The 23,013-nt window shown below is 69.4% G+C and carries 21 protein-coding genes; 6 read left to right on the top strand and 15 right to left on the bottom strand.

The features are described 5' to 3' along the window. Positions 1-2: 2 nt before the first annotated feature. The 11 genes from OG698_RS43595 to OG698_RS43545 all read right to left on the bottom strand — a co-directional run bounded on the left by OG698_RS43595 (position 3) and on the right by OG698_RS43545 (position 10,111). Positions 3-692 carry an HAD family hydrolase gene (locus tag OG698_RS43595; RefSeq protein WP_406109683.1) on the bottom strand — a complete coding sequence of 230 codons (690 nt, stop codon included), beginning with the start codon at positions 690-692 and terminating at the stop codon, positions 3-5. 11 nt (positions 693-703) lie between these two features. Continuing rightward, entirely contained in the window at positions 704-1,519 is an 816-nt protein-coding gene (locus OG698_RS43590; RefSeq protein ID WP_406109682.1) for an SAM-dependent methyltransferase, read from the bottom strand. A gap of 170 nt (positions 1,520-1,689) precedes the next feature. Beyond that, complete coding sequence (locus OG698_RS43585; protein WP_406109681.1) at positions 1,690-2,196, bottom strand: iron chaperone; 507 nt, start codon at positions 2,194-2,196, stop codon at positions 1,690-1,692. A gap of 58 nt (positions 2,197-2,254) precedes the next feature. After that, positions 2,255-2,881: a glyoxalase gene (locus tag OG698_RS43580; protein ID WP_406109680.1), complete on the bottom strand. Its 627-nt coding sequence runs from the start codon at positions 2,879-2,881 to the stop codon at positions 2,255-2,257. Positions 2,882-2,886: 5 nt separating this feature from the next. Continuing rightward, positions 2,887-3,330, bottom strand: a complete 444-nt coding sequence (locus OG698_RS43575; RefSeq protein WP_406109679.1) for a helix-turn-helix transcriptional regulator — start codon at positions 3,328-3,330, stop codon at positions 2,887-2,889. A 67-nt stretch (positions 3,331-3,397) separates the two neighbouring features. Then, complete coding sequence (locus tag OG698_RS43570; protein ID WP_356290994.1) at positions 3,398-3,808, bottom strand: VOC family protein; 411 nt, start codon at positions 3,806-3,808, stop codon at positions 3,398-3,400. A 118-nt stretch (positions 3,809-3,926) separates the two neighbouring features. Then, positions 3,927-4,982, bottom strand: a complete 1,056-nt coding sequence (locus OG698_RS43565; RefSeq protein ID WP_399981033.1) for a chitinase — start codon at positions 4,980-4,982, stop codon at positions 3,927-3,929. A gap of 553 nt (positions 4,983-5,535) precedes the next feature. Then, positions 5,536-6,048 (bottom strand): DUF4387 domain-containing protein, encoded by a 513-nt coding sequence (locus tag OG698_RS43560; protein ID WP_406109678.1) that lies wholly within the window; start codon positions 6,046-6,048, stop codon positions 5,536-5,538. Between the two features lie 5 nt (positions 6,049-6,053). Then, entirely contained in the window at positions 6,054-7,721 is a 1,668-nt protein-coding gene (locus OG698_RS43555) for an acyclic terpene utilization AtuA family protein (protein ID WP_406109677.1), read from the bottom strand. Positions 7,722-8,100: 379 nt separating this feature from the next. Beyond that, positions 8,101-9,285 (bottom strand): cytochrome P450, encoded by a 1,185-nt coding sequence (locus tag OG698_RS43550; protein ID WP_406109676.1) that lies wholly within the window; start codon positions 9,283-9,285, stop codon positions 8,101-8,103. Between the two features lie 58 nt (positions 9,286-9,343). Continuing rightward, positions 9,344-10,111: a PIG-L family deacetylase gene (locus OG698_RS43545; protein ID WP_406109675.1), complete on the bottom strand. Its 768-nt coding sequence runs from the start codon at positions 10,109-10,111 to the stop codon at positions 9,344-9,346. A gap of 298 nt (positions 10,112-10,409) precedes the next feature. Here OG698_RS43545 and OG698_RS43540 point away from each other — a divergent pair, with 298 nt between their 5' ends. After that, positions 10,410-10,880 carry a hypothetical protein gene (locus OG698_RS43540; protein WP_384264780.1) on the top strand — a complete coding sequence of 157 codons (471 nt, stop codon included), beginning with the start codon at positions 10,410-10,412 and terminating at the stop codon, positions 10,878-10,880. Positions 10,881-11,010: 130 nt separating this feature from the next. Beyond that, a complete protein-coding gene (locus OG698_RS43535; RefSeq protein WP_406109674.1) occupies positions 11,011-11,379 on the top strand; it encodes a VOC family protein in 369 nt (122 codons plus the stop codon). A gap of 170 nt (positions 11,380-11,549) precedes the next feature. Here OG698_RS43535 and OG698_RS43530 read toward each other — a convergent pair whose 3' ends face one another. The 3 genes from OG698_RS43530 to OG698_RS43520 form a co-directional block, all read right to left on the bottom strand. Beyond that, positions 11,550-12,689, bottom strand: a complete 1,140-nt coding sequence (locus tag OG698_RS43530; protein ID WP_406109673.1) for a hypothetical protein — start codon at positions 12,687-12,689, stop codon at positions 11,550-11,552. A gap of 239 nt (positions 12,690-12,928) precedes the next feature. After that, positions 12,929-13,672 (bottom strand): cysteine hydrolase family protein, encoded by a 744-nt coding sequence (locus OG698_RS43525; RefSeq protein WP_406109672.1) that lies wholly within the window; start codon positions 13,670-13,672, stop codon positions 12,929-12,931. Next, entirely contained in the window at positions 13,672-14,256 is a 585-nt protein-coding gene (locus OG698_RS43520) for an isochorismatase family protein (RefSeq protein WP_406109671.1), read from the bottom strand. The genes OG698_RS43525 and OG698_RS43520 overlap by 1 nt, the downstream gene beginning before the upstream one ends. Positions 14,257-14,425: 169 nt before the next feature. Between OG698_RS43520 and OG698_RS43515 the strand changes: the two genes are divergently transcribed. The 3 genes from OG698_RS43515 (at position 14,426) to OG698_RS43505 (ending at position 17,557) form a co-directional block, all read left to right on the top strand. Further along, a complete protein-coding gene (locus OG698_RS43515; RefSeq protein WP_406109670.1) occupies positions 14,426-15,424 on the top strand; it encodes a GlxA family transcriptional regulator in 999 nt (332 codons plus the stop codon). A 70-nt stretch (positions 15,425-15,494) separates the two neighbouring features. Beyond that, complete coding sequence (locus OG698_RS43510; protein ID WP_406109669.1) at positions 15,495-16,139, top strand: TetR/AcrR family transcriptional regulator; 645 nt, start codon at positions 15,495-15,497, stop codon at positions 16,137-16,139. 50 nt (positions 16,140-16,189) lie between these two features. Continuing rightward, entirely contained in the window at positions 16,190-17,557 is a 1,368-nt protein-coding gene (locus tag OG698_RS43505) for an MFS transporter (RefSeq protein ID WP_406111615.1), read from the top strand. Between the two features lie 63 nt (positions 17,558-17,620). Here OG698_RS43505 and OG698_RS43500 read toward each other — a convergent pair whose 3' ends face one another. Beyond that, positions 17,621-21,868 (bottom strand): S8 family serine peptidase, encoded by a 4,248-nt coding sequence (locus OG698_RS43500; RefSeq protein ID WP_406109668.1) that lies wholly within the window; start codon positions 21,866-21,868, stop codon positions 17,621-17,623. 90 nt (positions 21,869-21,958) lie between these two features. Here OG698_RS43500 and OG698_RS43495 point away from each other — a divergent pair, with 90 nt between their 5' ends. Beyond that, positions 21,959-22,909, top strand: a complete 951-nt coding sequence (locus tag OG698_RS43495) for a helix-turn-helix domain-containing protein (protein ID WP_406109667.1) — start codon at positions 21,959-21,961, stop codon at positions 22,907-22,909. Positions 22,910-23,013 lie beyond the last annotated feature (104 nt).

The raw sequence follows: 23,013 nt of genomic DNA, 5'->3' as shown, positions 1-23,013 counted from the left end.
ATCTACAGCGAGGGGCTGCTTCCACGCACCTTGAGCCACTCCTCCAGCAGGGGGATCACGGCTCGGATGTCCTCGCCATCCACACAGACTCCGGCCGTCTCACGTGCCTGCTGGTCGGCATTGAACGCGATGCTCAGTCCCGCCTCCCTGAAGAGCGGCAGGTCCGAGCGGCTGTCGCCGATGGCAGCGCAGTCTTGAGGGGAAAAGCCGAGCGACCCGGCGTAGCGAACGGCAAAGTCGCGCTTGCCGTACTCGTCGAGCTCTGCCAGGACGCGGCCTGTGAATCGCCCTTCCGCCGTCTCCAACTCGGGTCCGCAGTACGCGTCGAACCCGAACCGGTGACAGAGGTGTTTGCCTATGGACTGCCAGGCGAGCGTGGCCAGAACGGGGATGAGCCCCTGTCCTCGGCACCACGCGACGGTCTCCTCGATACCGTCCACGAGTGGAACGCCGGCCATCCAGTCGTCGATCTCCCGCTCCGTGTAGCCGGACCAGGTTTTCGCGTCGGCAGCGGCAACCTGAGGGTTGGTCAGCCTTCCGGCCGCATAGTCGGCCTCCGCTTCGGCCATGGCCGCCTCCGTCCCCAAGTAGCGGGCGACGTGGACGGCCGAGCCGGGAGCCGGCACGAGCGTCCCGTCTATGTCGATGAAGACGACACCTGACACATCCGAAGGGCTCGAGATCAGCAGCACGGTATCTCCCCCTACCTCTTCCGCCCGACCCCACCGAACATCGCCACTTCATCAGGCTCCGCGGCGGTTGCACCCTCCGGCCGCCAGCGTGAGCAGGAGACCACGCCCGGGTCAAGCAGTTCCAGGCCGTCGAAGAACCGGGCGACCTGCTCCGGGGTGCGCTGGTTCAGCTTTGGTGTGCCGTGTTCGTTCCAGAACGCCACGGCCGCGTCCACGTCCGGCATGGCCGGGCTGGTGATGGTGTGGGACAGGACGAGATGGCTACCGGAGGGCAGCGCGTCGAGCAGGCGGCGGACGATGCCGTACGGGTCCTCGTCGTCGCCTACGAAGATGACCACGCCCAGCAGCATGAGTGCCACGGGCCGGGTGAGGTCGAGGGTCTTGGCGGCGGACTCCAGGATCTGTTCGACGTTGCGCAGGTCGGCGTCGAGGTAGTCGGTTCCGCCCTCCGGTGTGCTGGTGAGGAGGGCCTGGGCGTGGCTCAGGACGAGAGGGTCGTTGTCGACGTAGACGATCTTCGCGTCCGGGGCTATGCGCTGGGCGACCTCATGGGTGTTGTCGACCGTGGGCAGGCCGGTGCCGATGTCCAGGAACTGGCGTATCCCCACCTCGCCGGCCAGATAGCGCACCGCGCGCCCCAGAAACGCCCGGTCGGCCAGGGCGTAGTCCACGATGCCCGGGTGGAGTTGCCGGATCTGGTCACCCGCCGCCTCGTCGACGGAGTAGTTGTCCTTGCCGCCCAGCCAGTAGTTCCAGATCCGTGCGGTGTGCGGCCTGCTGGTGTCGATCCTGCTGTCCTGGCCGCCGGGGCGTGCGTCGCGTGTCATGGGCCCTCTCCTAGCATCCGCCGATCACGATCTCGCCCCTCACCCTAGATGCTCTCGGCGACGGCAGGAGCGACCACCTGGGGATCAACTACCGTACAGAGAAGGGTGATTGATGGAGGCGGAGGCGAGAGAGATCGGGCGGGCGCTGCCCACGAAGAGGCAGGCCGGTCTCAGCCGGCGGCCCGCTTGATGAGCTCGCCGATCCGCGCCTCGTCGTGGGCGGTCAACTCGGCCAGGGCGTACGCGGACGGCCACATGGTGCCGTCGTCGAGCTTCGCCAGGTCACTGAAGCCGAGCGTGGCGTACCTGCTCTTGAACTTCTGTGCGCTCTGGAAGAAGCAGACGACCTTGCCGTCCCTGGCGTACGCGGGCATGCCGTACCACAGCTTCGGGGCCAGGTCAGGGGCGCTGGTCTTGACGATGTCGTGGATGCGCTCGGCGAGGGCGCGGTCCGCTTCCGGCATCTCGGCGATCTTGGCGCGCACCTCGCTGTCACCGTCCGCCTTGGCCGTGCGCGATCCGCGTCGAGCGGATGCCTTGAGTTCCTTGGCGCGCTCCTTCATCGCGCCTCGCTCCTCGTCGGTGAACCCGTCGTACGTCTTGTCGGCCGTGGCGGTACCGGTGGTGCTCTTAACGCTCTTCGTGGCGCTCTTCGTGGTCCTCTGCGTGTTCGTCATGGCAGGTTCCTCTCGGGCAACGCGTGGTCAGGGCGAGCGGGACGGGGGTGGCTTCGGGTCAGGCCGCGGAGGCGACCGCGGTGGCCTGCCAGGCGAAGTCGTCCGGGTCGGTGAAGGTCCCGGCGTCGCCGCCGAGTACGAGCCGGTGCGATCCGCTGCCATCGACGGGGACGCCGACATCCTTGGCCAGCGCGCGACGCCCGTAGAGAGCCAGCTTGACCGGGCTCGAGGGTGTTTCGAACTCGACGTACTTGCGGCCGAAGCTCTTCGCCACGGTGAGACCGCGGTCGACGTAGAACTGCCTGCTCGCGGCCACGTCCGCCACTCCCAGCAGGAGCACGATGCTGTCGATCTGCCGGGTCGCCGGGCCTTTGTCCTTCCGCGCGGACGTGGCGACCTTCCAGATCGTCCCGTCCGGTGCCTGGACGACGCCGCCGTACCCCCACAAGGACTTGGTGACGGGCTTGAGCGGTGTGGCGCCGGCGTCGAGGGCGGTGCCGATGAGTGCCTTGACGTCGGCCGGCTGGGACACCGTGAGCGACAGCGAGAATCCGCGGAAGCCGGTCGTCGGCGCCTGGGAGGCGCTCAGTCCGACCTGAGTGTCCAGGCCGAAGGCGGCGGTGTAGAAGCGCTGGGCGGCCGTGGGGTCGGCCACCTCGAGGGTGATGGACTCGATGGAGGTCATGGACATCACGCTAGTTGTGGCTCGGTGAGGAATGCTTCTCCATTCCTGACCGGTATCGGCGGCGTCCTTGTCGCGGCCGCCACCACCCCGCATCGGTATGCGCTGGGCGTCATGCCGGCCAGCTCGGTGAAGCGGGCACGGAAGACGCCTTGCGACGCGTAGCCGACCAGGAAGCCGACCTCGGTGACCGTGAGGTCGCCACCGCGCAGCAACGCCTTCGCCCGATCGACACGACGCGTCATCAAGAAGCCGTACGGCGACTGGCCGTACGCGAGCCGGAACTGCCGGCTGAGATGCCCGGCCGGCCAGTTCACGGCGCGGGCGAGCGCCTCCACGTTCAGCGGCTGCGCGTACGCCCGGTCGATCCGGTCACGGACACGGCGCAGTCGCACCAGGTCCTTCAGCCGCTGATCCTGGGCGAGCGCGCGCCCCCAGGCGGGATGGCACATACGACACCTACCTTCATGGGTATCCGCGCGCGCCAGGGGACCCCGGGGCCGCCTGGCGCGGCGGGGCTCAGCGAAGCTCCTGGATGCGGACCATGTTGCCCGCGGGGTCACGGAAGGCGCAGTCGCGGACGCCGTACGGCTGCTCTGTCGGCTCCTGGACGACGTCCACGTCGGCTGCCTGCACCTTCTCGAATGTGCCGTCCAGGTCCCGGGTGGCCAGCAGGATCCAGCCGTAGGTGCCCTTGGCCATCATCTCGGCGATGGTGCGGCGTTCGTCCTCGCTGATGCTGGGGTCCGCGGCCGGCGGCGCGAGGAGGATGGAGGTGCCGGGCTGGCCGACGGGGCCGACCGTGATCCAGCGCATCTTGCCCTGGCCCACGTCGCTGCGGACCTCGAAACCGAGGACGTCGCGGTAGAAGGCCAGGGACGCGTCCGGGTCGTCGTGCGGGAGCGCGGTGGTGTGAATGGTGATGTCCATGGCACCACGTTAGTAGCGGCCCGGCGGACTGCGCTTCTCCAATCCTGACCGGCCGGGCTGCTCACCCCGTCCGCTCACCCCAGTGGGGTGAAGGGGGCACGCCCACGACTCGGCGCGGCTACTGTTCCAGGCTCTTCACGTTGTCCCCGAACGTCCACCCCTTCGACCCGTCCCAGTTGATCGACCAGGTCATCAGCCCCTTGAGGCCGTCGCCGTACGTGTTCCACGCCTGGGAGACCAGACTCGGAGCCATGTAGCCTCCGCCTGCGCCGGGCTGGGCGGGCAAGCCGGGGACCTGCTTGTCGTAGGGGACCTTGATCGTGGTTCCTTGGACGACGAGGCCCTTGTTCAGGCAGTCGGTCTGGGCGGTGAAGCCCTGGACGGTGCCGGCCTCGTAGGAGTCGCCGGAGCAGCCGTACATGCTGCCGTTGTAGTACTGCATGTTGAGCCACCACAGGCGGCCGTTGTCGGCGTACTTCTTGATGATGGGGAGGTACGCGCCCCAGATCGAACCGTATGTGACGCTGCCGCCGGTGACGTACGCCGTCTCGGGAGCCATCGTCAGGCCGAACCCGGCGGGCATCTGGGCGAGGATGCCGTCGATGATGCGGATCAAGTTGGCTTGTGACGTGGAGAGTTGGCTGATGTTGCCGCTTCCGGTGAGGCCCGTCTCGATGTCGATGTCGATGCCGTCGAAGTTGTACTTCTTCAGGATCGGGACGATCGTCTCGACGAAGTGGTCGGCGACTGTGGTCGAGTTGAGGTCGATGCCCGCCGCCGCGCCGCCGATGGACATCAGGACGGTCTGGCCCGAGGCCTTGGCCTGACACATCTCGGCGGGGGTCGCGACCTTGACGTTCGTGTCCATGCCGTCCTCCCAGAGCGCGGTGCCGTCGGAACGGATCACCGGGAAGGCCGCGTTGATGACGTTGTAGCCGTGCTGTGCCATCTCGGGGTTGGTGATGGGGGTCCAGCCGAAGGGCGGGTGCACACCGTTGGAGGCTCCGTCCCAGTTCTCCCAGTAGCCCTGGAGGACCTTGCCGGCCGGTCGCGGTTTGGTCGCGCAGGTGTCGGCGGCGGGGGCGTCGGGCGCCGCGACGAGGACGGTGGAGAGGGATGCGGCCGCCGCGAGGGCGGCAACGAGCAAACGGGACGTACGACTGCGACGGGACATGGGGGGCCTCCGCAGGATCGCCGGGCGAGTGGGGGTTGGCGTGAGCACGACGCACGGTAGAGAGGTCCAGACCTTTCGTCAATGGGTATGGACCAATGGGGAGTTGGGGTCGAGTGGCGATCGGGGCTAGTACGTCGCGCGCCGCCGCTGCGGCCGGGCCGCGCTCCCGTCAGCGGTGTCGGGGCGTCCTCCGGCGCGGAGCGCTCGGCCTGCGCACGCAGCGCGGCGAGCCCCGCGACGACCTCACTGCGGTGGGCGGCCGAGGTCATCCAGTCGGGCAGCCTCGGGATCATCGCCAGAGACGACGACGGACTCCCCCGCTCCCTCAGACGCGCGCCGATGTACGCCGCGAGCGCGTCCACGTGCTCGATGTCGTACGCCCACAGCAGCCGGCCCGCGCAGCGCGTCTGCAACCACAACGGCCGGCCGAAGAACGGCTCGGCAGGACCGCCGAGCGTCGCGCCGATACGGGCGCCGCCGCGCCGCTCCGGCTCCCACTCGGCCGTGGCCCCGCAACGCGCGCACGCCAGCCGCCTGGACAGGAACAACAGGTCTACGGAGTGGCGGAGTTCGGGCCCTCCGGGCCGCGGCACGACCACGGCGCGCCCGGAGCAGCGGGGGCACACCACGAGGATGCGGGCCGCGAAGCGGGCCAGCATGGTGCCCTTGTCGGCGTGCCGGTGCCCGGCGTCCATGGGGCCTCCCCTACCAGTCTCGACGCGCCGAATCGTACGCAACGGCCGACCGCGCCCCGGCACTCAGGCGACTGGCATGTCCATGAGCGGGGGTACTGCTGCCCCGCGTAGCAATCCGCGTCGTGGAGGGCGCCTTGGGCCATGGGGCGCGGCAAGGAGACCTTTACGGCGAGGGCGAGGGGGTGGTTGACGACGAGGATCCGGTCGGGGTCCGTGCCGTACAGGGAGGCGAAGAGGCTTGGGTTGAGGAAGCCGGTGGCCACCAGGGCGTCGTAGGTGGCCCGGTCGTGACACATGAAGTCGAGGGTGAGGGTGAAGGGGCCGGCATTCTTCGAGCGCACCAGGGAGCAGTGGTCGAGCACGGTCGTCATGGGGGTCACAGCTCCTCTGTGGTGGTGCGGAACAGCTCGGTCGGGGTGACGCCGGTGGCCACGTGGTTGAGGGTGAAGCGGTACAGGGGGCCACGGTCGATCTGAGGCGGCGAGTAGGGGTAGGCGAGGGTGGAGACGAGGCCGTCGTACTCGGCAATCGGCAGGTGGCTGCTGGCGTGCGCGACGAACGTGGCGATGGCGTGCGCGGTGGCCTGTTCGGGGGCGGTCACCGTGATCAGTACGCCGGGCTCGCGCGGGGTCAGCGGGTCCCGCTCGGTGCCGGCGAGGACGGCGCCGTCGCCGTAGAGCCGGTAGTCGATGTCGACGGTGGCCGGGTCGACCTCGCCGCCGAAGACGTCGAGGATCTTGGCATCGAAGTACTCCTTGGCCATCGGCAGGAGCTTGGGGAGCGCGTCGATGACGACGCGGTCGCGAACGCCGCCGATGACGACGGTCTGGTAGCCGACGAGTTCGGCGCCTTCGAGCTTGTTGGTGTAGCCGTCGGCCGGGATGTAGCGGGCTCCGCGGACCCGGACGGTCTGCTCGTCGAGCGCCTCGTAGGTGGCCTCCGTGGTGTCCAACACCCCTGACGGCTCGGCGATGCGGAACGGATCGGCGTTCTCGTACAGGGTGTGGGCGGCGACCGAGCGGGGTGTGAGGCGGGTGCCCTTGGCGAGGGTGGTCACGTCGAAGTGGTCGTCGCGCAAGGTCACCAGCAATCCGTTCGCGGACGGGGGTATCGCGCAGGCGGCCCCGCATTCGATGGTCTTGGCCATGTGCCAGGTCAGGCCGGGGTCGGCGCCTCGCAGGTGCGGAACGGCGGCGAACAGGGCGGTGTCGCCGGCTCGGCCGGCGAGGACGACGTCACAGCCGTCGAGGAGTGCCTGCTGGATCGGCTCGACGCCCATCATCGCCACGGTGTGGCTGCGCTCGAACAACTCCCTTTCGATCTCGGGGGCGTTGGCCAGCGGACGGATCCGGCCGGCGTCGTAGAGCTGCCGGAGACGCTCGGTGGGCTGGTCGGCGTAGATCAGGCCGAGCTTGAGGTTCAGGCTCTCCTCGGCCGCGATACGGCGGGTGATCTCGGCGACCCGGCCGACGCCCACGTCGCGGCCCGAGGTGCCGCAGGAGCCGATGATCAGCGGCACGCCGAGCTCGTCACGGGCGCGCAGCAGCAGGCGCAGGCCGCGGGTGACGGCCTGTGCGGACAGCTTCGGGGTGCCCGAGCCGAGGGCGGCGGGGCCCGAGTCCGTGGAGCCCGCGTCGCAGGCGATCACGTCCGGGCAAAGGGCGATTCCGCGCGCGAAGGCAGCGGCGTCGAACCCTGCGCCGAGCGCGCCGGTGGGGGCGAGGATACGGAGTTCCATGAGGGGGGTGCCTTTCGCCATGCGCGAGCAGCGGGGCGGGCGTCGTCGTGGACGCGGCGGGCCAGAAGGGTGAAGACGAGGAAGGTGACGGCGGCGAAGACTGCGGCGTTCAGGAGCATGTAGCGCCAGCTGGTCAGGTCGATCGCAGTGCCGAGGATCACCGGGGCCCAGCGCCATGCCGGAGGCCGAGGCGATCGTGTAGAGGGCGGTGTAGGTGCCGAGCACCTTCTGCGTGGGCGCGAGATTCCACAGCGCGACCAGCGCGTTGACGGCGAACGAGGCGTACCCGAGGGAGGAGACCACCATCGAGGCGATGGTGCCCGGCACGCTCGGTATCACGAAGCCGACGAGGAGGCCGACGACGAACAGGCACAGGACAGGTCCGGAGGGCTTACCGGGGGCCGCTCAGGGCAGGTCGGGGGTCTGGTCAGGACAGCGCGCTGCTCCGATTCTTGGTGTCATGGATGAAGGGGTGGTGTGGCTCGCGCTGAGCACGGGCGGGGTCCTGGTGCCGGCGAGCCTCGTGATCGCGCACGTACTCCTCCGGCGTGCCTGGCAGGACCGCTGACCAAGACAACTGCGCGCACTGCGAAGCCCTGATCCAAGGGGAGGCCGGCGTCTGGGAACCCCCCGCCAGTTCTGCAGCCATGACCCGGGGCTGAACAGTCCGCCTCACCTCACTCCGTCAACTGCTGTACGTCACCGGAAGTGTGAGCAGGCCGCGGGCGCGCATGGACGGCCGCCACCGCAGGTCATCCTGGGCCAGTTCGATCTCCTTGAACCTGTCGAGGAGGGCGGCCAGAGCGATCTCGGTCTCGGCGCGGGCCAACGGCGCGCCGAGGCAGTAATGGATGCCGTGCCCGAGTGCCACGTGCCCGCCGGCATCGCGCCCGAGGTCGAGGCGGTCCGGGTCGGGGAAGCGGGCGGGGTCGCGGTTGGCGGCGGACAGCGACAGCAGGACCGTCTCGCCCGCGGGGACAGGGACTCCCCCGATGGTCATGTCCTCGGTCGGGAAGCGCCGGATGGCGAGCAGAGCCGGTCCCTCGTAGCGGGCGAACTCCTCTACGGCAGCGGGGAGTTGCGAGGCGTCCTTGCGCAGTGCGGCCAGTTGTTCCGGATGGCGCAAGAGGGCGAGGACGGCGTTGCCGATGAGCTGCACCGTGTTCTCGTACCCGGCGAAAAGGATAAGGAAGGCGAGCGATGTCAGTTCGTCCTCACTGAGCCGGTCGCCATCGGTGTCGCGCACCGTGATCAGCTCCGAGAGCAAGTCGGCGCCGGGTTGCTCGCGCTTGTGGGCCAGGAGTTCACCGAAGAAGCCGAGCATCGCCACCACCGCTTCCTTCGCGGCCTGGGGTCGGCTGGGATCAGGGGCGACGAGCGCGTCCGTCCAGGTGCGGAAGTCCACGCGCCGGTCGTCGGGGATGCCGAGCAGCTCGCAGATGACGACGATCGGCAGTGGTGCGGCGTAGGCGGCGATGAGGTCCGTACTGCCGTGCGAACCCAGGGAGTCGAGGAGTCGGTCCGCGGTTTCCGGTATAGGCGTGCGGAGTTGCTCGACGCGGTGAGCGGTGAACGCGCGACCGACGAGCCGACGGATGCGGGTGTGGTCGGGGGGATCCATGTTGAGCAGGTTGGCATCGAGGGCCGGCGGCAGCGAGAAACCCCGATAGGACCCCTCCAGAGCGTGCTTCTTGTCCAAGGAGAGCCGGGGATCGGCAAGGGCGGCGCGTACGTCGGCGTACCGCGTCACTATCCAGGCAGGGTCGCCATTCGGCCCGGCGATGCGATGCACCGGCGAGGTGTCACGCAGGCGGCCGTAGACGTCGTATGGGCTGTCGATGAGCTCGTCCAACTCGTCCTGGAGATCCATACGTCCAGCCTAGGCCGTCCGTTCCGTGCCGATCCGTGCGGCGCGAAAGGCTCCCGGGTCAGGTATCGGCGATCAGCTCCGTCTGCGCTGCCGCCGTGGTGATGAGGTCGTGGCGGATGTACCACTCGGTGGAGAGCAGGCGGTGGCGCTCGGCCGGCTGGAGGCTCGCGACCAGGCCTGGGGCGGCTCCCCGCTCCACCTCGGTCCGGTGCGCCAGCACGGCTGCGACTTTCTGCTCGAGCCAGGGGCCGACATCGACCGTCGCGGTGATCCGCTCGTCCGGAACACTGTGCATCGCCTTGCCCGAAGCGGCCGCATGTCCGCCCCACGCCCGGATTGCCGAGTGCGGGTGTGACGCCGAGTACAGGGCGCTCGGCTGCCAGGGCTCGCCGGCGTCCGGGTAGAGCCGCTCGAGCCCGGCCGCCTGGACCGCGAGCATGGTCACCCGATGGGTGTGCACATGGTCCGGATGCCCGGTCAGCCCGCCGTAGGCGTCATGGGTGACCACGATCTGCGGGCGGAACTCCCTTAGTTGCGCGACGAGTCGGCCCACGGCTTCGTCGATCGGCGCGTCGCAGAATCGCATCGCGCCAGGAGCAGACTGCGGCGCGCGAGCGTCGGCGTAGCCCAGCAGCCGTGGCGTGCCCGCGCCGACGATGCGTAGCGCCTCCGCCAACTCCGTGGCGCGTGGCGTGTCTTCGGCCCAGGTCGTCGTAACCACTGCGGTACGAGCGCCGGCGGCTGCGTGACGGGCCAGTGTTCCTCCGGCCCACAGAGACTCGTCGTCCGGGTGGGCGAAGACCGCGAGCAGGCTCGGCACAGTCATGCGGGATCACCTTCCAACGCAGGGAGTTCGCATCCTAGGCGCCCGGGATCTGTCGGGCGTCGTGTCATAGCGGCATGCCTGCGCCACGCCCACCTGCCCGGGGCCGGACCACGTTCGCCGATCAAGGCCGGTTCTAGCCGTAGCACGTCAACAATCATGGGACCGGTCTTGCCGCCTCACGCGGCCTGTGCCTCAATGGGCGACGATTTCAGCACGTCACTCCCGCAACTGCACCCGCACCTGCACCGGGAACCGCACCTGCACTTTCCCCCCACTCACACAGTGAAGGCAGGCTCCCATGAGGTATGGCAGAAGGCTCGGTATCGGTTCGGCACTGGGTGTCGGCGTGGTCGCCGTGAGCGCGCTCGCGCTCGCCCCCGTGGCGACCGCGGTGACCCCCGACACCGCCACCATCTCGTTCGACTGCGGAATCTACGGGTCTGGCACGGCGACCCTCACAGCCACGCAGGACGGCACGGCCGCGACGATCAGCGTGTCGACCTCGGCCATCTCGGCGCCCATCGACGTCGCGGCGGGCTCGGTCAACTCGACGCTGACGCTCACCAACAACGGCACCGGGACGTCCACGTTCACCGGCAACTCCAACCCGGCGATCCCCGCCGGCAGCCCCGTGTCCACGGGGCCGCTGAACGGGACCGTCGCCGCCGGGGACAGTCTGGAGGCCAAGTCCCTGAAGGTCGTGGTCATGGGCATCACCGTGACCTGTAACGCCACATCCGCGCAGGCACCTGGTCCGTTCGTCTTCTGACGCGCAGGGCCGACGTCGCCGGGCGGTGCCCCCGTCCTCATGGACGGACGGCACCGCCCGGCTCCCGCGCGAGCGGACTCCCGCGCGTCGTCGATACCGCGGAGGTGCCGTAGTCCGCCAGAATCTGCGCATGCTGAGTATCGGATCGGTTGTGCTGGGTGTCTCGGACGTGCCACGTGCGGCCGCGTTCTGGGGGGAGGCCCTGGGATACGTACCGCGCGAGGAGATGGAGGACGACTGGGTGGTGCTGGTGCCGGCGGAAAGCGCCGGGGTCCAGCTGTCGCTCGGTCTCAGTGAGACGCCGGTCCAGGAACATCCGCGGATCCATCTGGATCTGTATGCCGGGGACTCGGCCGATCAGGCCGCCGAGGTCGAGCGGTTGGTGTCCCTGGGCGCACAACGGGTCGCATGGGACCTGTACCCGGCCGATGCCGACTTCATCGTGCTCGCCGACCTCGACGGCAACCGCTTCTGTGTCATCGACACCGGTCACGGCTGAGGGGCGCGAGGCGGAGGCCGTGGTGCTGCTGTCCGCGTAGCGGACCTGGGCCGTGAGCGGCGGTGAGCGGCTCCTCACCACTCTCCTGCTGTGACCGGGAGAGGCCCGGAGGAGCCGCCTGACCTGCACGTTCTACGCGTCCACACGCCGACGCGTACCACGGTCCGTTGCTACTTCCTGACCGGGCACATCCCCTCGGAGAGCGTGTTGTACGTGGGAGAGGTCTGCGTCGACGCCGCGCTGCCGCCGAGCTGGATGAGGATCTCGTCGGACAGCAGGTCCTCCTTGCCCTTCAGGGCGTCGGCGACCTTCGTGTCCTTCGGGAACACCATCTCCGCGGCGATGTTGTCCTGCACGATGCGGGCGAGATTGTCGAGCGCGGTGAAGATCGGGTCCTTCGGCGTCTCGAGGCCGGGCAGGTCGATCAGGTGGGTGGCGACCTTCGCCGCGTTCATGCAGTCCTTGATGATGATGGTGTTCTGGTTGAGCACGCTGGTGGTCCACTGCGAGAGCACCACGCAGTACAGGTCCGCCCATGCGGCCTCGCCGACCTTCGCGCGCCAGGTCTTCATGGTGTCCTGCACACCCTTGATCTGGGCCTGCGCGGCGTGCTCCATGTTGACGCGGATGTCCGGGTAGACGCTGCCGGAGAAGTCCTCGAACGACTTCATGTCGAACACCTTCGCCGTGACCGAGGCGTCGATGAACTTCAGGGCGGCGTCGAGGATGTTGCCGCACGACGTGGTCAGCGCGGCCGGCAGACCGGCGGCGGGGAGATTCTTGCGAGCCGTGGTGAGGGTGGCGGCGTAGGCCTGAAGGGGTTCGATCCACGCAGTGGACTTGTCGTCGTTGAACGCCACCAGCAGGAGGTCATGCGGATCGATGCGATCGGCGTTCGGCAGGTTCGGGATCTTGTCCGCCAGGTACGAGGCGATCACGGAGAAGCAGCCGAGCGGGACGTGAGCGATGGACTTCGCCAGCTCGAACGTCTCCGAGACGGGGTTGACGGACTCCTGGCCGTTCGCGGTCACGAGGGTGAACCGGCCGCCCTTCGCGTCGTTCTGCACCACGATCACCGGGGAGAGGTGCTTGACCAACTCCGCCTTGAGGGTGGCGTAGTTGGAGCGCATACCGGCGTTGACAGCGAAGATCGAGTCTTTCGCCTGCTGCTGGGTCACCGCCGACGTTGCGAGCGTGCCCGTCGAGTCGGTCAGTGGAGTGTCCGCGGCGCTCGGGGATGCCGAGTAGCCCAAAAGCGCCGCGGTGCTGATACCGGAAGCGCTGCCTATAAATCCTCTGCGCGTAGCCATCTTCGTTTTCTCCGTAGCTGTTCTGTGCGCGAATGTTGAGTGAGTGGGGGAACCATCTGCGTGGGGGGCATGTGGGACATGGGGGGAAATCCATTGGTTGGGTGAGTCATTTGTGGGGGGCCTTACTTGTGGGGGTTCACTTCTTGGGGGGGGATCACAGGGGGCGGAGGGGGAAGGAATGCGTACCCCTTCCCCCTCCGAAAGCGGCGAGTACCGGACGACTACCTGACCAGTACTGGCTACTTGAGCGAGCTCTGCTTGGGGACCACGACTCCGTAGAGGTCCTGGACCGTGGCGAGCGCGGCCTCGTGAACCTGCTGCGCGGGGATGCCGTTCGGGTTGCCCTTGAGCGGCAGCGGCCGGGTCGCGGAGGCGTCGCCGACCACGGTCGGGTTGTTGCCGTTGAGGAACGCGCCCTGGGTGGTGAACAGGGTGCACATATTGGTCATGAATCCGGCGATGATGACGTTCTTGCGCCCGGCCTTCTTGACCTGTTCGGCGAGATCGGTGCGATAGAAGCCGTTGGGGACGGTCTTCTCGACGACGGGCTCGCCCTTCGCCGGCTTGAGCGCCGGAATGATCTGACCCGCCTTCGACTTCAGGTCATAACCCTTGTCGACGATGTGGATGACCGGCGTGCCCGCCTCACGGGCGCGCTTCAGCAGGGCTTCGGCGTTGTTCACCGCGGAGCGCCACCCGTCGAGTTCCATCACACCCTGGGTGTAGGTGTTCTGGTAGTCGACGAGGATCAGCGTCGCGTCGGAGAGCTTCGCCGGGGTCTCGTCCAGCTTGTTGAGCTGCCGCAGCGTCGTCGTGTCCTTCGCGACGTTCTTCTCCCCGGAGGTCCCGGCGTTCTTCTCCGCGGCGGGCGACGGCTTGCGGTCGGTGCGTGCGGCGGCTTCGGAACTTCCGCTGCACGCCGTCGCGGTGGCCGCGAGAACGGTGGCGAGACTCAGCGCGGCGGCTGAACGCAGCAGCTTCATCAGACGATCTCCTTCTGGGTCGGTACGACGACGCCGTACAGGTCGGCGATGGTGGCGAGGGCGCTGTAGTGCACCTGGCAGGCGTCGAGTTCGGTGCCGGCGACCGGCAGCGAGCGGGTGGCGGTGGCGTCGGCGACGACCGTGGGGCGGTTGCCGCGCAGGAACGCGCCCTGCGCGGTGAACGCCACGCACATGTGCGTCATCCAGCCGGCGATGACGACGTCCTGCCCGTCCGGGACGTGTGCGCCCAGGTCGGTGTCGACGAACGCGTTCGGGACCTGCTTGACGACGACGGCCTCACCGTCGACCGGCGCGACACGGGGGTGGATCTGACCGATCTCGGCCCGGATGTCGTACGGGGTGCCGTCGCCGCCGTCGTTGATGACGTGCACGATCTTCGTGCCCGCCTGGCGGGCCCGTGCCAGCAGCTGCGCGGCGGCGTCGAGCGAGGCCTCCCACCCGTCGAGTTCCATCACGCCCTGGGTGTAAGTGTTCTGGAAGTCGATCAGGATCAGCGTCGAGTCGGCCAGCTTCGCGGGCGTCTCGTCGAAGCCGTTGAGCTCGCGCAGCGTAGTTCTGGACATGGGTGTACCGCCTTCGGTCTTCGCGTGAGGTTGGCAGCCCGTGCGATGCGGTGGGCTGCGACTAGAACGCTATGACCCAGCAGGCGTGTCGACAATGACGTCTAACATGCAGATACCGACATGCCACTCGCGCACCACCGATGGCACGGCAGACCGACCAGGGGGACTCATGCAGGACATCGCCAGACGGCTCATCGTCATCGTCCTCTTCGAAGGCGTCGACCTGCTCGACGTCACCGGACCACCGGAAGTGTTCTCCCTGGCCCGGCGCGAGACCGAGGACGCGGCGGGCTATCACGTCGTCCTGGCCGCCGAGAGCATGGACCCGGTCACCACCTCCGCCGGAGTCCGCATCCTCCCGGACATCACCTTCCGGGAGGCCGCCGAGGGAAGCATCGACACGCTCATCGTGCCCGGCTCGGTGGAGGTCGACAGCGAACGCCGGGTACGCGCGCTCGTCGACCCCGCACTGGTCAAGTGGGTGAAGACCCTCGCCGACCGCACCCACCGGGTCACGTCCGTATGCGTCGGAGCGCACCTCCTCGCGGCAGCCGGGCTCCTCGACGGTAAGCGGGCCACCACACATTGGTCGACCGCGCCCCAACTGGCCGCGGATCACCCGGCGGTGAAGGTCGACGCCGATCCGATCTTCATCCGCGAAGGCAATGTGTGGACCGGAGCGGGCATCAGTGCCTGCCTGGATCTGTCGCTCGCCCTGATCGCCGATGACCTGGGCGAAGCCATCGCGCTGCGTGTCGCCCGGCAGCTCGTCATGTACTTGAAGCGGCCGAGCGGACAGAGCCAGTTCAGCGTTCCGCTGGAACAGCTCTCCACGACACGGCGCATCGAGGATCTCCGCCACCACATCATGCGCAACATCAGCCGCACGCTGACCGTCGTGGACCTCGCGGAGTACGCGCACGTCAGCGACCGGCACCTCACCCGGCTCTTCAAGACCGAACTGGGCATGACCCCGCACGCCTACATCGAATCGGTCCGCGTCGAGAAGGCCCGCCACGACCTCGAGTCCTCCGACGCCACCCTCGAACGCATCGCGTCCGCCTGCGGGTTCGGTACGACGGACACGCTGGTGAGGGCGTTCCGGCGACGTCTGAACACGACACCGACGGAGTACCGCCGCAGATTCCGGGTGCCCCAGACCCGCTGATGCCTGAGACCCGCGACCCCCCTCCCTCACCGTATAGACACTGTCTACGCCTCAATGGTAGACAGTGTCTATGACTGAGGAGAACTCCCTTCGCGAGCGGCTGATCGACGTCGGTGTGGACCTGGTCCTCACCGAGGGCTCCGCCTCGGTGGGGCTGCGGGAGATCGCCCGGCGGGCCGGGGTCTCGCACGGGGCCCCGCGCAGGTACTTCGCGACGCACCACGCCCTGCTCGCGGCCATTGCCCAGCGCGGCTTCGAGGACCTCGCGGCCCGGTTCAAAGGCGCCGACGACCGCGAGGCACCACCACGCGCTCAACTGGAGCGAATTGCCGGAGCGTACGTCGGGTACGCGCTGGAGCGCCGCGGCATGTTCGAGCTGATGTTCCGTCACGACCTGCTCGACGGGGCACAACAGGAGGCAGGCCGACCTCAGTTGCGCACCTCCACGCTTCCGCTGTTCATGCGGATGGTCGAGCTGGTCGGCCTGTGCAGGGAGGATCCGGACGCCGTACATGGGCCCGACCAGCCCGGCAGTTCGGCCGTATCGCCCGCGGTGACCGCCGCCGCCCTGTGGTCCGGGCTGCACGGCATCGCCCAGCTGTGGACCTGGCGAAGCCTGCAACTGGCCCTCGGCACTCCCCCGCCGGGTGACCAGGAACGCGACCAGCTCGTCGCGGCAGTCCTGGACGCTCACCTGGGGCCGGTGACGGCGTGAGCACTGGCGCGAGGGGGACCTTCGCTCTCCTGGCCTCCGCGTCCGGAGCGATGATCGTCGCACTGGACGGGACCATCCTGCTCGTGGCGCAGCCCAGCCTGCGGCAGGATCTCGACGCGAGCGTGGCGCAGGTCCAATGGACGAGCACCGGCTACCTGATCGCCGTCGCCACGCTTCTCGTCGTCGCCGGTCGCCTCGGGGACCGGTACGGACACACGCGGCTGCTCCTGGTGGGCGTCCTCGGGTTCGGGGTCGCATCGACCGGCATCGCGCTCGCGCCCTCCATCGGCTGGGTGATCGCACTGCGCGTCGCTCAGGGCGTCTTCGGTGCGCTGCTCCAGCCTGCGACGCTCGCGTTGCTGCGGCTGGCGTATCCGCCGGACCGGCTCGGCACGCCCATCGCCATCCGTACCAGCGCGATCGCGGTGGCGGCCGGGATCGGTCCGGTCCTCGGCGGGATTCTGGTGCAACATTTCGGATGGCGTGCGGTGTTCTGGGTCAACGCGCCCGTCGCGCTCGTGATCGCCGCACTCACCCTCGCCGTCCGTACGCCGATGCCTGAACGCGCGGGTTCGCCACGGCTGGACCTCACCGGCACGGCCCTGCTCACGGCGGCACTTGCGATCCTCGTCCACGCTCTGACCGACGTACCGGGGCGCGGGTGGACCGCTGGGTCAACTCTGCTTGAACTCACCAGCGGCCTGGCCTTGTCGGCGGTACTCGTTCTGCACGAGCGCCGTGCCGCACACCCGATCGTGCCGCACGCCGTGGCCCGGTCCGTCCCGGTGACCGCGGCCATGGCGCTCCTCCTGGTCATGAGCGCAGGTCTGTTCGGCGCCCTGTTCAAAGCCACGTTCTACCTCCAGGACGCCTTGCGGCTCGCCCCGCTCGCCACAGGCCTGCGCGTCCTGCCGCTGACCGCGCTGATGGTCCTGGGCGCGCCCCTTGCCGGCGCCGCACTGCGACGGTACGGCCCACGTCGCACCGCCGTCGCAGGCACGGTTCTCGTCGTGGCCGGCATCGCGCAGCTGTCATCGCTCGGTCCGACCAGCCCGTGGCCGTCCATGACAGCCGCCTTCGCCGCACTCGGAGCCGGGTTCGCCACGGTGATGGTCACCGCCACCGGGACAGTCGTCGGCGACGCGCCACCGGGCTACGCCGGAGTCGTCGGGGGGCTCAAACAGACGGCGATGAACATCGGTCCGTCGCTCGGCATCGCCGTCGCAGCCGGCGCGACCAGCGCCTCCGCCTCACCGATGAGCCGCAGCCTGGTACCCCTGGCCTTCCTCGCCCTCCTCGGCCTGATTCCCGCCTTCCTGCTGCCTCGGCACGCGGTCGGCGACGCCAATGCCACTTCCCCACCACGACAACTGGCGCCGAACAAAACCCCTGTTGCAGATGTCGGCGAACGCCCATAGCACCACGAAGCGCCGCACGCGCCCCCACCCCCGGGGTCGCGTGCGGCGCGTATTCGGGAGTGGTCAGAGTTTCAGGCGGTGCACGCCTCCCTGGACCGTGCCGACGTACAGCCAGCCGCCATTGGCCGCGAGAGTGGTCGCGTCGAGGTTCTGCAGGCCGGTGGAGATGTTCTGCCAGGTCCGGCCGCCGTCCGTGGAGCGCAGGACTCCGCGGCCGCCGCGCGGCAGGGCCGTCTCCCAGTAACTGGTGGTCGCCGCGTACAGTGTGCCGCCCACCTGGAGCAGATCGCTGACCCGCGCCGGCAGCTTGCCGGTGTCGCCGGTGCGGAAGGTCTTCCCGCCGTCCGTCGAGACCTTGATGGCGTCGCCGCCGGTCAGCAGCCGCGAGCCGGCGAACTCGATGGTGTCGACGCGTCCGTCGGCGACCTTGGTGATGTCGTCACCGCCGTTGTCCGAGCGGTAGAGGCCGTCGGGGGCACCGAGCCACAGCCGGTCCGGGTTCTTCGGGTCACCCGCGACCGCGGTGAAGTACGTCTGGTCGTTGAGCACGTTCTTCCAGGTGGCACCGCCGTCCTCGGTGGAGAACAGGCCCATGCCCTGCAGATTGCCGTACGAGACGTAGACGCGGTCGGGGTCGGCGGGGTGCACGGCCAGGGCGAACACACTGCCGTTACTGGCGCCCTTCTCCTCCCAGGTGGCACCTGAGTCGCCGCTGCGCTCCAGGTGGAAGCCGCCAAAGGCGTCGCCGCGCACCCGCCAGACGACCCGCGAGTCCTTGGCGGAGGTCTGGAGCAGACGGGTCGAGCGGCCGATGGTGCCCTCGCCGCCGGTGGTGCCCCACTCCGCCCCCGACACCGGGAGCTGCGCACGGTGCGTGCCCTGTTCGCCGGCCGCAAGGAGCTGGTTTCCGCTGACGGCAAGGGAGTTGACGGTGCCGCCCTGGACGCCTAGACGGCGGTAGTCCTTGCCTTCGGCCGTTCCCCGGTAGACACCTGCGGCTTCCGCGGAGACGGTCAGGGAGCCATCGGCCCAGCGGTCGAAGTCCGAGGCCGTCGAGGCGTTGTTGACGCTCGGGATGGTGCTCCACTGCCGGCCGTGGTTGCGGCCGACACGGATGTCGCCGCCGTAGCTGACGTACATGTCGCCGCCGGTGAGGGTCATCCCCGTACCGCCGACGCCATGGTCGTCCAGCGTCGACCAGGTCTTGCCGCCGTCGAAGGAGCCGACGACGCCCGAGCCGATCTCGTAGATCGCGACGACCTGGCTGTCCGCGGCGACGGTGACGGAGACCTTGCCGCCCGTCGATTCATGGATCTTGGTGGCCGGGCCGAGTGTGCCGGTGGAGAGGCCGGAGCGCTTCCAGAGGGACCTGCCCGCCGTGAAGTACAGGCTGTCGCCGCCGATCGCCACGTCGTACACCTCGTCGACGGGGATGCCGATGGGCTCCTTGGCCCAGGTGTCGCCGCCGTCCCTGCTGATCAGCAGATCGGTGGGGGTGACGGCCACGAGCCTCTTCGTCGCATCGTCGGCGAGGAAGGCGGTAAGGGGGACGTCGGGCGTGTCCAGGGTCTCCCAGGTGCGGCCGCCGTCCTCGGTGCGCAGGATCGAGCTCGTACGGGGGATGCCGGACGCGGAGTTGGAGGCGTACCACCAGCGCTTCGCGTTCTTCGGGTCGACGACGGTGAAGGCCTGGCCGCTCACGTCGCCGATCGGCAGCCTGGGGTGCTGCTTCCAGGTCTCGCCCTTGTCGTCGGTCGACCAGGGACCGAGCTTGTTGTACTGGGTGAGGAGGGCGGCCTTGGGGTCGCTCTTCGCGGTGGTGATGTTGCCGCTCTCCGAGTTCGGTCCGACCGGCTGCCAGCGGGAGTCGCGGCTGTCCTCGGGGGTGACCTCGAAGCCGTCGCGGTTGCTCGTCAGGGTCTTGCCGTCGGTCGTCCGTCCGGTCACCGAGACCAGATGGGCGCCGATGCCGCGGCCGGTGATCTCCGCCTGGTAGACGTTCCCGGAGCGGAGTCTGGTGGTGACCGTGTAGGGCCTGCCGTGCGGCGGTGTCACGGTGAGCACCGGCGGCTTCGCCAGCGGGGCCGGTGTGAAGACGACCGCGGTGGACCTGCCGTCGCTCGGGTCGGGACCCGCCTGGACGAACAACTGCCGTACGACCAGGAGATACGGGATGCGCAGGGCCGCCCCGTGCTCGGGGGTGACCGTGACCGTGCCGCTGATCTCGGCCTCGCCCTCGGGGCGGTCGGCGCCGAGGGCGACGGTCGCGGTGGCGCTGCCGCCGGCCGGGATGCGCAGGGTGCGCGGGCTGACCCGGGCCTCGCCGCTCACCTTCAGCCGGACGGTGCGGGTCCGTGTGCCGGAGTTGTTGACCGTGAGCTTCTTGCTGCCACCCGCGGTGTGCCGGGAGAGGTCGGCGAGCCCGTACGAGAGGGTGGCCGGCGTCGTGGTGATGGCGGCGTCCGCCCGGTCCGCGGCCGCGGCGACGTCGAGCCGTCCGGAACCGGTGGTCGTCGTCCCGTAGTCCTTCAACTCCTTCGCACTGCCCACGAGTTCGGAGGTGACCTTCGCCGGGCTCTCACCGGGATGGAGCTGGCGCAGCAGGGCAGCGGCGCCGGCGACGTGCGGTCCGGCCATCGACGTACCCGACATGCGGTAATAGCCGGGCGCGTAACGGGACTTGGGGACCGTCGAGCGGATGTCGTAACCCGGTGCGACGAGGTCCGGCTTGAGGTTCCAGTTCAGGTCGGGGCCGCGCGAGGAGAAGGACGCGATCTTGTCGGTGACGTCCGTGCCGCTGATCGTCACCTCGACCTTGCCGTCCGCCAGGCGGCGGCCGAGCTCGGCGAACTGGGTGGCGTCGACGCCCAGCATGACCATGGAGTCCATGCGCAGCGAGTCGCCCGACTCCTTGACGGACGTCGCCGGGTCGAGCGGCACGGTGCCGTCCGCGCCGGGCGGCGGCTGACCCGGGCCACCCGCCCGACCCGAGCCGCCCGGCTGACCGGCCCTGTCCGGCCCTCCGGCGAGCACCGGTCCGCCGCCCGAGTTCTGCCCGCCGATGACGGCGAGCGCGCCGCGGCGCTCCGCCTCGCGGGCCGTCTCGATCTCCGAGGCGTACAGGTCGTCACGGACGGCCGCGACCAGCATGTCGATGCGGACGACCCTGCCCTTGACGTCTCCGGCCCGCTCCCAGTCCTCCGGGGTGCCCTGGCCGAGGTCGACGAGTTCGGTGGTGACGGGCTTGGCGGGCGGGTTCGCCGAGATCATGCCGCGGTACGTCTGGATCTTCTTGCCGCCCTTGTAGGCGGCGCCGGGTATGCGCAGCCCGCTGATCGAGGCCCCGACCGCTATGACGCCGTCGGCGGCGGCCGGGGAGCCGACGGTGCCACTGTCCGGGCCCTCGTTGCCGGCCGAGGCGACGACGACAACTCCCGCCTCGGAGGCGGTGGTTGCGGCCATGCCGAGCGGATCGTGCCCGTCTCCGTAGCCGCCGATGCTCATGTTGATGACATCGGCGCGGTGCGGATTGGCCGGGTCGATCGCGGCCTCGATGCCGGCGACGATGTCGGAGGTGTAGCCCTCCCCCGCGGCGTCCATGACCTTGTACGCGAGGAGGTCAGCGCCCGGCGCCACACCGGTGACGCCGCCCTTCTCGGCGGCCTTGCCCGCGATGATCCCGGCGACATGGGTGCCGTGGCCGTTGTCGTCCATCGGGTCGGCGTCGCCGTTGACGAAGTCGTAGCCGCCGACGACCTTGTGGCCCTTGCCGAGGGCGCCGCCCAGGTCCGGGTGGCTGTAGTCGACGCCGCTGTCGAGGATGGCGACGGTGACGCCCTTGCCGTCGGCGCCGTTACCCGCCGGGTCCTTGCGCTGCCAGACCTGCGGCGCGTTGATCAGCGGCACGCTGTCGTCGGTGAGGATGTGCACCTTGGTGTCGGGGACGACGGAGGCAACCCCGGGCAGTTGCTTCAGCCCGGCGACCTCGGAGGCCTTCACGGTCACGGCGACCGCGTTGAGCAGCAGGTTCAGGCGGCGCGGGGAACCGGTGCCCAGCCCGGCGGCCTTCGCGTCGCCGAGGAACGTCTTCTGCCGGGCGGCGAGGGAGGCGCGGTCGGCGCCGATCTCCTCGGCGTCGGCGGACCGCAGCGTGCCCTTGCCCGTCGCGGCGGCATCCCCGGACAGCCTGACGATGACGCGCTGCTCGGGGTCCTGGTGTGGGTCCGCACCGGCGGACTGGGGCACCGCGGACAGCAGGCCGCTGATGACGGCGGCCGTGAGCCCGGCAGTGAAGGTTCTTCGAGGGGTCATGCCAGACGAATTAATCGGACGCGAGTGGTCCAGACAACGATTTGGCCTGGCCCATTGCTGCCGCTGGCACACACGGGCCAAGATCCGCCCATGCCTCAGCTGACCGCCGCCGGAATCGAAGCCTTCGACGAGAGCGTCTACCGCGCGATCCTCGTCCGGCACACCGCCGCGCCCGCCGACCTCGCGGGTGATCTGTCCTGCTCCACCGAGCGAGTGGCCCGCGCCCTCGACCGGCTGCGCGAGAACGGACTGGTCGGACGGCTCGCCGGAACCCGCCGCCGGTACGCGGCCATTGAGCCGGGCGCGGCCCTGGAGTCTCTGGTCCGCTCCCGAACCGCCGACCTCGACGGCGTCCGGGCGGCGGCCGGCGAGCTGTCGCGGCTGTTTGCCGCAGCCCGGCTGGGCGGCTCCGAACAGGTCGAAGTCATCACCGGCGGCGAGGCGTTGGGCCGCTGGTTCGTACAGCTTCAGCAGGAAGCGCGCGACGAGGTCATCACCCTGGACCGCCCCCCGTACGCGCTGACCACCTCCAACCCGGTCGAGGCGACAGCCCTCACCCGGGGTGTCCGCTATCGCGCCGTCTACGCACCCGAGGCGCTGGAGTGGCCCGGCGTCCTGGGCGACATCCGTGAGCTGGTGGCGCACGGCGAGCAGGCCCGCGTACTGCCGGGCCTGCGCATCAAGCTGGCGATCTCCGACCGCCGCCTCGCCCTGATGCCGCTCACCCTCGACTTCACCACCGAGGTACGCGCCGCCGTCATCCGCCCGTCAGCCCTGCTCGACGGCCTGATCGACTACTGGGAACTGTGCTGGCGCACCGCGACCCCACTGGGTGCCCCCGCCGAGGAAGACCCCCTCGGCGAGGAGGACCGCCAGATGCTGACCCTCCTCGTCGGCGGCCTCAAGGACGAGGCGATAGCCCGCCAGTTGGGCTGGTCGGTACGGACGATGCGGCGCCGGATCAGCCGCCTCCACGAAGAGCTGGGCGCCGCGAACCGCTTCCAGGCGGGGGTGATCGCGGCGCGCCGGGGGTGGATCTGAATTCCCGTCAGCCGTAAGGCGGTTGAACGACTAGGGTCTTCCGTTTGGATCAGGCCGGATCAGGGAGCGGGGTCATGGGGGTCCCCCCTGCTCGAGCGCAGCCG

This window comes from Streptomyces sp. NBC_01003, from assembly GCF_045162695.1.
In the GTDB taxonomy this organism is placed as follows: Bacteria; Actinomycetota; Actinomycetes; order Streptomycetales; family Streptomycetaceae; genus Streptomyces.
This window is presented reverse-complemented; position numbering and strand designations above follow the sequence as displayed.

Excerpts from the sequence above, each read along its gene's own strand:
- OG698_RS43580 (WP_406109680.1), bottom strand. The coding sequence starts at position 2,881 with ATGACCTCCATCGAGTCCATCACCCTCGAGGTGGCCGACCCCACGGCC.
- OG698_RS43575 (WP_406109679.1), bottom strand. The coding sequence starts at position 3,330 with ATGTGCCATCCCGCCTGGGGGCGCGCGCTCGCCCAGGATCAGCGGCTG.
- OG698_RS43545 (WP_406109675.1), bottom strand. The coding sequence starts at position 10,111 with ATGACTGTGCCGAGCCTGCTCGCGGTCTTCGCCCACCCGGACGACGAG.
- OG698_RS43500 (WP_406109668.1), bottom strand. The coding sequence starts at position 21,868 with ATGACCCCTCGAAGAACCTTCACTGCCGGGCTCACGGCCGCCGTCATC.
- OG698_RS43540 (WP_384264780.1), top strand. The coding sequence starts at position 10,410 with ATGAGGTATGGCAGAAGGCTCGGTATCGGTTCGGCACTGGGTGTCGGC.
- OG698_RS43530 (WP_406109673.1), bottom strand. The coding sequence starts at position 12,689 with ATGGCTACGCGCAGAGGATTTATAGGCAGCGCTTCCGGTATCAGCACC.
- OG698_RS43510 (WP_406109669.1), top strand. The coding sequence starts at position 15,495 with ATGACTGAGGAGAACTCCCTTCGCGAGCGGCTGATCGACGTCGGTGTG.
- OG698_RS43585 (WP_406109681.1), bottom strand. The coding sequence starts at position 2,196 with ATGACGAACACGCAGAGGACCACGAAGAGCGCCACGAAGAGCGTTAAG.
- OG698_RS43590 (WP_406109682.1), bottom strand. The coding sequence starts at position 1,519 with ATGACACGCGACGCACGCCCCGGCGGCCAGGACAGCAGGATCGACACC.
- OG698_RS43515 (WP_406109670.1), top strand. The coding sequence starts at position 14,426 with ATGCAGGACATCGCCAGACGGCTCATCGTCATCGTCCTCTTCGAAGGC.
- OG698_RS43555 (WP_406109677.1), bottom strand. The coding sequence starts at position 7,721 with ATGGTGGTCTCCTCCCTCGGGTACGCCTCGTTCGCCGTCAACGCGCTG.
- OG698_RS43570 (WP_356290994.1), bottom strand. The coding sequence starts at position 3,808 with ATGGACATCACCATTCACACCACCGCGCTCCCGCACGACGACCCGGAC.
- OG698_RS43560 (WP_406109678.1), bottom strand. The coding sequence starts at position 6,048 with ATGACGACCGTGCTCGACCACTGCTCCCTGGTGCGCTCGAAGAATGCC.
- OG698_RS43505 (WP_406111615.1), top strand. The coding sequence starts at position 16,190 with ATGATCGTCGCACTGGACGGGACCATCCTGCTCGTGGCGCAGCCCAGC.
- OG698_RS43520 (WP_406109671.1), bottom strand. The coding sequence starts at position 14,256 with ATGTCCAGAACTACGCTGCGCGAGCTCAACGGCTTCGACGAGACGCCC.
- OG698_RS43535 (WP_406109674.1), top strand. The coding sequence starts at position 11,011 with ATGCTGAGTATCGGATCGGTTGTGCTGGGTGTCTCGGACGTGCCACGT.
- OG698_RS43565 (WP_399981033.1), bottom strand. The coding sequence starts at position 4,982 with ATGTCCCGTCGCAGTCGTACGTCCCGTTTGCTCGTTGCCGCCCTCGCG.
- OG698_RS43525 (WP_406109672.1), bottom strand. The coding sequence starts at position 13,672 with ATGAAGCTGCTGCGTTCAGCCGCCGCGCTGAGTCTCGCCACCGTTCTC.
- OG698_RS43550 (WP_406109676.1), bottom strand. The coding sequence starts at position 9,285 with ATGGATCTCCAGGACGAGTTGGACGAGCTCATCGACAGCCCATACGAC.
- OG698_RS43495 (WP_406109667.1), top strand. The coding sequence starts at position 21,959 with ATGCCTCAGCTGACCGCCGCCGGAATCGAAGCCTTCGACGAGAGCGTC.